Annotated in this window: 5 protein-coding genes and 1 tRNA gene; all 6 read right to left on the reverse strand. The window is 37.9% G+C overall.

What is annotated here, in order from left to right:
* Window positions 1–22 precede the first annotated feature (22 nt).
* A complete protein-coding gene (locus IEU71_RS06590) occupies window positions 23–1,264 on the reverse strand; it encodes a glutamate-5-semialdehyde dehydrogenase (protein ID WP_004913901.1) in 1,242 nt (413 codons plus the stop codon).
* A gap of 2 nt (window positions 1,265–1,266) precedes the next feature.
* A complete protein-coding gene (gene proB / locus IEU71_RS06595) occupies window positions 1,267–2,055 on the reverse strand; it encodes a glutamate 5-kinase (protein WP_004913898.1) in 789 nt (262 codons plus the stop codon).
* 81 nt (window positions 2,056–2,136) lie between these two features.
* Window positions 2,137–2,781, reverse strand: a complete 645-nt coding sequence (locus tag IEU71_RS06600; protein ID WP_004913895.1) for a deoxynucleoside kinase — start codon at window positions 2,779–2,781, stop codon at window positions 2,137–2,139.
* A gap of 113 nt (window positions 2,782–2,894) precedes the next feature.
* The gene (locus IEU71_RS06605; protein WP_004913891.1) at window positions 2,895–3,668 is read right to left on the reverse strand and encodes a M15 family metallopeptidase; all 774 of its coding nucleotides are present in this window, start codon (window positions 3,666–3,668) and stop codon (window positions 2,895–2,897) included.
* A 165-nt stretch (window positions 3,669–3,833) separates the two neighbouring features.
* Window positions 3,834–5,303, reverse strand: coding sequence for an MFS transporter (locus IEU71_RS06610; RefSeq protein WP_004913888.1), 1,470 nt, complete (start codon window positions 5,301–5,303; stop codon window positions 3,834–3,836).
* Between the two features lie 255 nt (window positions 5,304–5,558).
* Window positions 5,559–5,631, reverse strand: a tRNA-Lys gene (locus IEU71_RS06615).
* Window positions 5,632–6,375: the final 744 nt, after the last annotated feature.

Raw genomic sequence — 6,375 nt, forward strand, 5'->3', positions numbered from 1 at the left:
TCTTACTGACATGTCTCTTTATTTATGCACGAATTTGACCATCGCCAAACACTTCATATTTGATTGTTGTCAAAGCCTTCAGACCCATTGGACCACGTGCATGAAGTTTTTGAGTTGAAATGCCAATTTCTGCACCGAACCCGAACTCAAATCCGTCCGTAAAACGACTTGAGGCATTTCGATAAACGACTGCAGCATCAACGTCATTCATAAATTTGGCAACGTTTTCAGCATCTTCACTAATAATGGTTTCAGAATGGTGCGTTGTGTGCCGATTCACCCACTCAATTGCCTCATCAATTCCAGAAACAATACGAACGCCCATAATTAAGTCATTATATTCCGTGTCCCAATCAAGCTCACTAGCTGGTGTCAAATCACTTTCAATCGCTCGAGATGCTTCATCACCTCGTAATTCAACATGCGCAGCTCTTAATCGACCAGTAATCTTTGGCAAAAATTCATCCGCTATATCAGCATGAATTAACAACTTCTCGGCAGCATTGCAGACCGCTGGCTTCTGCGTTTTAGCGTTATGAATAATATTAATGGCTTCATCTTGATCAGCACTAGCGTCTACAAAAATATGCGTATTACCAGCACCGGTTTCAATTACAGGAACCGTGGCATTAGCCACAACAAAATCAATAAAATGACCCGATCCTCGTGGAATCAAGACGTCCACATATTCTCTCATATGAAGTAACTGATTGACCGAGTCATGTGACGTGTCAGTAATCAGTTGAATCATATCCGGATTAAGATGACGTTGTTCCAAAACATCACGTAAAATAGCTGCAAGTGCTGTATTTGAGGCAATTGCTTCTTTCCCACCTCGTAAAATAACAGCATTACCAGATTTCAGTGTGAGCGCAGCTGCGTCAACAGTGACATTTGGTCGTGCTTCATAAACCATTGCCACAACACCCAAAGGTACTATCTTTTTTACAATTTTTAATTTGGCGTGATTTTCCCACGTTTCATACGGACCTGCTAACGGATCAGGTAATTGTGCGACTGCCAAAAGAGAGTCAGCAATGCTTTGAATGGTCGCCTCATCAAGCGTTAGTCGTTTTACCATTGGTGCAGCCAGATTTGTTGCTAATGCTAAATCTTGCCGATTAGCCGCAATAATGACATCTGACTTTTCCGTAATGGCAGCTGCCATCATTTTTAGAATTTGATTGCGTGTCTCAAGAGACAATTGTGCAGCATCCAACGTTGCTGCTTTTGCTCTTTTACCAATATTTTGTATTGTTTCCATCTTTATTCTCCTTGAAACAAAGTGCCCACGGCTTCACCTTTTATAACATCTAAAATTAAAGCTGGATTGGCACCGTTAATTAGCACCATTTTGCCACGATGTGCCATCACAAGTTCGGCTGCCAATAATTTGGTACTCATACCACCTGTCCCGAGACCAGAAACAGAACCAGTGGCACTCATCCGAATTTCATCAGTAACTGCCGTGACACGACGAATAGGTGTAGCATTGGTATCAATTGTTGGATTGGCAGTATACAGCGCGTCAACGTCACTTAAAATGATTAGACCATCGGCTTGCAATTCATGTGTTACAATTGCTGCCAACCGATCATTATCACCAAACGAATGTTGATGATCCAATTCATCTACTGCAATCACATCATTTTCGTTAATAATTGGAATAACATGTTCTGCCAACAATGCCTCGACAGCATTGATAGCATTTTCAAGCATTACTTTATTATCAAAAACGTCATACGTCAGTAGAACTTGTCCTATCATTTGTTGATAAAACGCAAAGCTTTGGTTGTAAAGTGACATTAAATATGTCTGTCCAATGGCTGCTAATGCTTGTTGTTGTGGTATTTCTTTAGGCCGTGACTGAAGCTTCATTTGTTGCATCGCCACACCAATCGCGCCCGAAGTAACTAATACCACTTCGTGCCCACTTTTCTGTAAACTTGTGAGTGTTTGCGCCAAACGATTGATAACTGAATATTTAATTTGACCATCACTATCAACAATGGTGCTTGTTCCCACTTTGACAACAATTCTATGCCAGTTTTCCATGTTATTATTTCCCATTTTGTTTTATTATAACAGAAAGCTCCCAACTCATCAGTTAGGAGCCATATATAGTCGCTGATACTTTTAAAATGATAGCACACCTGTCTCAGATAATTTAGCATCAATCATATCAAATACTTCTGCTCGTGCTTTTGGATTTTCAACAAAATCAAAACGATCGCCATCAATTTGAATCTTGGGTGATCGGTCATAGTTTTCAAACCAATCATCATAACGACTATTCAGTTCTTGATAATATTCATACAAACTTGGATTTTCATCAATTTGTTCATAAGAACGTCCACGCTTTTTGATGCGTGCCAACATTGTATCAAAACTAACACGAACGTGAATCAATAGGTCAGGATCTTTTGAAGCACCCCCAGGAATTTCAGCCATCATATTATCAACCAAAGATTTATAAATGTCGACTTCCGTCTGTGTGGCACGATCTAAATCAGCAGTTAATTGGAACAACAAAGCATCTTCAAAAATTGAACGATCAAGGATATTTTTTGTGACAACTTGTGCTTTTTTAATTTGCGCCAAACGCTTATTCAGAAAATAGATTTGCAACAAAAAACCATACTTTTTTGGATCTTCATAGAATAAAGGCAAAATTGGATTATCGTCCACGCTTTCATAAAACGCCTCTGAGTCCAAATGCTGGGCCAACATCTTTGTTAAACTTGTTTTGCCGGCGCCAATGGTGCCTGATAATACAATCATGCCAGTTCTCCTTTAAGTTAATGTGAGTATTTAACAAACCTGCTAAAAATATTTACTTATTAAGTATAGCAAAATTGTCACTTACTTGCAGACGAAATCAATTGGTTTTGACATCAACGATTGGCCTTTTTTAAAGCAGCAACATACGCCTCTAAGGTTAAATGATGTTGGGTCATATATTTTGCGTTTGCCACGCCAACGTATCTAAAATGCCATGATTCATAATCAATACCTGTCTGTTGAATTGACTTAGCATCACTTAGGAAACGTAATACAAATCCGTAATCTGGTGCATGTTGTATCAACCATTTCTGAGAGGCGTACTGATCCATTTCGGCTTGCAGCGCAGGATAGGCCGCTAATGCATCATCCCCCGCCAAATCGACAGCTAACCCTGTGTGATGTTCTGAAGCACCCGGCGTTTGGATGACAAGTGCCGTCTTATTTTTGGCTTCAGTTGCACTCAAACCATTGGCTTCATATTGTGCAACTGAATTATCAAAAATTTGTTTTTGATAGGCAATGGAACGATAACCTGAAACTAAAGTTGTGGCATATCCTGCTTTTTGAGCAGCTTGACGGAAATTAGCCAAAGGCTGTTGAATTCTAGCATCTATTTGTTTGTCATCAACCGTTACTTTATTAAAATTTAACTCTGCTGACAATGGCTTTTTTTTGTTCACCAAGACTAAATCCCAATCGGTTGATTTGACACCCTTTGGAAAAGTATTTTTTGACTTAGCTGTTGATGTCGACTTTTTAACATCTGGCGACGCTGATTTCTCCTGCTTATCAAAATGTCGTACCGTTAGAACCCCAAAAATAACAACTAAAATTAAAATAACAAATATATATGGCATTTTGACATGCCCGATAGTTTTTTTCACTACTTTTTACCCCAATATATTTTAATAACTGCTATTAACAAAACTATCTTTAGTATCCCGCAGTACTTATAAGATTGCAATAAAAAACAACACTTCCAGTCAAAGATTATAAATTTACCATTTAGCAAATCTATGAACAGTGCCTGTTAATGTTGTTTTAGTTAATTAACTATTTTTTTCTTTCAATTCTTGGTTCATCTTGTCAACATATTCATCCGACAATGGATAACGACTGATGACAATCATGGCAATAACTGCCATCACAATTGGTAACCAAATCATTGACAATGCAATACCAAATTGTGCACTGGCAGTTTGTGTCAAAGCACCAGACTTAAAGTGCATAATCTGCAAAAGGTATCCAGGAATAATACCACCAAGTGCCAAACCAATTTTGAAGAATAGTCCCATGATAGCATTGATAATACCAGCAACACGCTTACCTGAGATATACTCACCATTTGAGACAACTTCAGGAACCAAAGTCCACATGAAACCAGTTGCAGACGTTAGGCCCCACTGTTGTAGGAAACGACCAGTGAATCCCAACCAGTCTGAAGAAGGATTCTTAGACCAAGCAAACAGTAGTAACTGACCAACTATAAAGATGGCTAAGAATGTGAAGAAAAATCCTTTTTTACCAAGCGTTGCACGCAATTTTGGCCAAAGTACTACCAAGAAAATACCTGGGATTGAACCAATTAACCCGATTGATGCCATCAAAGCTGACTTACCGCCCTCAACACCAAAGTTATATTGCATGAAGTATGGCCAAACTGTATTTCCAAAGAACATCAAGGTGAAGCCAACTAAGAAGAAAATACCAAGGTTACGCAAAGCTGCATTACGCTTTAATTCAGCAAACAAATCAGAATACTTAACCTGATCCGTTGATTCTTCTGAGGCTAGAACGCGTTCTTTGGTGTTACGATAAGCGATAAACAGAGCAACGGCCCCAATAACCATATATATACCGTAAACTTTAAACCATGCGCCAGCTGCTGAAGGAGCAGCATAATTTCCTAGTTTCAACTTTAAACCAAACAGACCAGTATCTGTCATTTTTGCATTAGGTGAAGCTAATTGAACAAACAAAGGAAATATTGTATAAACCAGTAAGTTACCCACATTAGCCAGCATCATACGAACTGAAGTTAACTTCGACACTTCCATTTCATCGCGAGTTAATGATGCATTTAATGAACCATAAGGGATATTAACAAATGAGTACACCAACGCTGTTGCCATATATGAAACAGTTGCATAAGCAACAGTTGCGGCAGAACCAGATCCTAGCACTTTTGCAACAGGTAAAAACAACAGCGCCGCTAAAATAACTAGTGGAATACCAAAATTCAAAAGAAATGGCCGATATTTACCATTCTTTGTAATTTTAGCTTTATCAACAACAGTTCCAACCCACGGATCCCAAACAACATTAATCCAACGAACAACTAAAAATATCGTTGCACCAACACCGGCTGATATGCCGTTAATGTTTGTTAAGTAAAATAGCAAAAAGCCACCAACTGTTCCAAACACCAAGTTTTGAGCGAAATCACCGAAACCATAACTCACACGATCCCAAGTTGTTAGTTTGGCAAATTCATCTCTTTTTTCAAGATTTGCATCCATAACCATATCTCCCAGATAATATTTTTAATTGTGAATAAACGTACTTTTTAGTGAAAACGTTATCACAACTTTACTCAAATATCATAACACGGTTAGTTTGTTTGTGCAACCAACTTATATAAACAAAATATACGCCTGCTTATTTGTGACAAATAAAGGCAGAAATATCAAGACATTTCACAAACTATCTGCTACCAAAATATCAATCAATGCAGCAAAAAACCACCCAGATATTTTCTGAGTGGTTTTCCAGAATGGTCAGCCAGGGGCTCGAACCCTGGACCCACGGATTAAGAGTCCGTTGCTCTACCAACTGAGCTAGCTGACCATATCACCTGTTTTTACAACACAAAATATAATAACACAAATTTGATCAATAGGCAACATATCAATTAACCTATTATTCATCAATTAGAATCAAAAAGACTGACCCTAAAGTCAGCCTATGCATACATCTTTAAAACACAAAAGCGAACCTCCCTCTTAATTATCAGATTCATTTTTGTCTAACGAACTATCGTGATTAACTTTTCTTTAAAAAGTAGTCACAGCTCTTAGCAACAGTTTATAAAACTTATAAGCAACAAATAGCCAGATAATAATTGTCAAGTCAATATTGTTATGTCTGACCTTTCAACGTTTAAAGCGATTTCTAATCTATTTTAGTGTGCACTACAAACTAGTATCTGGTCTATTCTAAAAACAGTTACAAAAATTCAGGACTTTTTATACTTGCGCCTATATTTGTTCAGCTGAGTAATGAATACAGCTAACTTATAGCCTATAAAAACACGAAACCCGATGAACTAACACGTTCATCGGGAAATATTTTTGAGAGAATATTTGAGAGAGAAGAGAATATATTCGGGAGAGAATATTCTCTCAAAAATATTTCCCGATGAACGCGTTAGTTCATCGGGTTTCGTGTTTTTATGATTATTTATGTCATCAAAAAAAACGATTTCTGATTTAGAAATCGTTTTTTTAGTCTTGACGATCATCATAACCCTTAGGATGACTCTGATGCCACTGCCAAGCTGTCTTGATGATGTCTTGCACATTATCATACTTT

Source organism: Leuconostoc falkenbergense (assembly GCF_014634805.1).
GTDB lineage: Bacteria > Bacillota > Bacilli > Lactobacillales > Lactobacillaceae > Leuconostoc > Leuconostoc falkenbergense.

Bases quoted from the DNA above. Each gene is read 5' to 3' on its own strand.
- IEU71_RS06590 (WP_004913901.1), bottom strand. From the start codon at position 1,264: ATGGAAACAATACAAAATATTGGTAAAAGAGCAAAAGCAGCAACGTTG.
- proB (WP_004913898.1), bottom strand. From the start codon at position 2,055: ATGGAAAACTGGCATAGAATTGTTGTCAAAGTGGGAACAAGCACCATT.
- IEU71_RS06600 (WP_004913895.1), bottom strand. From the start codon at position 2,781: ATGATTGTATTATCAGGCACCATTGGCGCCGGCAAAACAAGTTTAACA.
- IEU71_RS06610 (WP_004913888.1), bottom strand. From the start codon at position 5,303: ATGGATGCAAATCTTGAAAAAAGAGATGAATTTGCCAAACTAACAACT.